The 892-nt window shown below is 66.3% G+C and carries 1 protein-coding gene; it reads right to left on the bottom strand.

Features of this window, described 5'->3' with window-relative positions; genetic code table 11:
* Positions 1–892 (bottom strand): type VI secretion system Vgr family protein (locus tag AT959_RS20750; RefSeq protein ID WP_205629814.1); only part of this gene is annotated, 892 nt, incomplete at both ends.

Here is an 892-nt window from a genome sequence, read left to right as displayed (position 1 = left end):
CCGCCCTCGACGGTTTTGATGCTGCCGTTACTGGCGGCCGTGCTGCCTTTGCTGGCTGTGGCACCGAGTACGGAAATCGCGTGTTTGAGGGCGTCCACCGCAGGAAGCTTGTCGGGCTCTGGATCGCCTTTGAGGGCGGCATTTTGCTTGGCGGCGACTTCGCTCAGGCTTTGGCTGAGGCTTTGGGCACTCTCGTTCTGGCTAATCGCTTCACGACTGTCGAGTTGGCTGCTGCTGGCGTTGGCGCGGGCATCGGCACTGATCAGCAGGCCGTTGCCGGCGCGGAGTGCGGTCGAGGCCTGCGTCGCGAGTTCGGCGCCATGGCCGCGATTGTTGAGGCGGGCGTTGTCGTTTTGTTGTTTGAGATGACCGAGTTGCAGGCTGCTCCGGTATTCGCTGGTGCCGAGTTCGATGCGCGACTCGCCGGGCGTGTCATCGAAGATGAGCTGGTTGTAGCCGCCCTGCCCGCTGCGGCTGCTGTCGAGTTGCTGGCTTTTCAGGCCGGACAGGCTGGCGCCGTGGCGATGAGGGTCGGCGTCCTGGCCGGCAAACAGGGCCGGGGCGTTGGCGCTGGCCTGCATGGTGCCGCTGCCGAGCTGGTTGCCTTGGGCATCGCGACTGCCCTGCCCGTTATAGACGCTGCCAATGATGATCGGGCGGTCGATGTTGCCGTTCTGGAAGGCGACGAGAACCTCCTGCCCTGGGCGAGGCGTCAGGTGACCGCCCCAATTGCTGCCGGCGACCGGGGTCATCACCCGCAGCCAGACACCCAGCGCCTCGCTGGCCGGGGCGTTCTCGGTAGCGGTCGGATGCTCGCCGCGACTGGCGGACTGGGCGCCACGTTGCCACGGAAACTGGACGCGGACCCGCAAGTCGCGGTCGGTATGGGTCG

This window comes from Dechloromonas denitrificans, from assembly GCF_001551835.1.
GTDB classification, from domain to species: domain Bacteria; phylum Pseudomonadota; class Gammaproteobacteria; order Burkholderiales; family Rhodocyclaceae; genus Azonexus; species Azonexus denitrificans.
The sequence above is the reverse complement of the archived record's forward strand: the minus strand, read 5'-3'. Positions and strand labels throughout refer to the sequence as shown.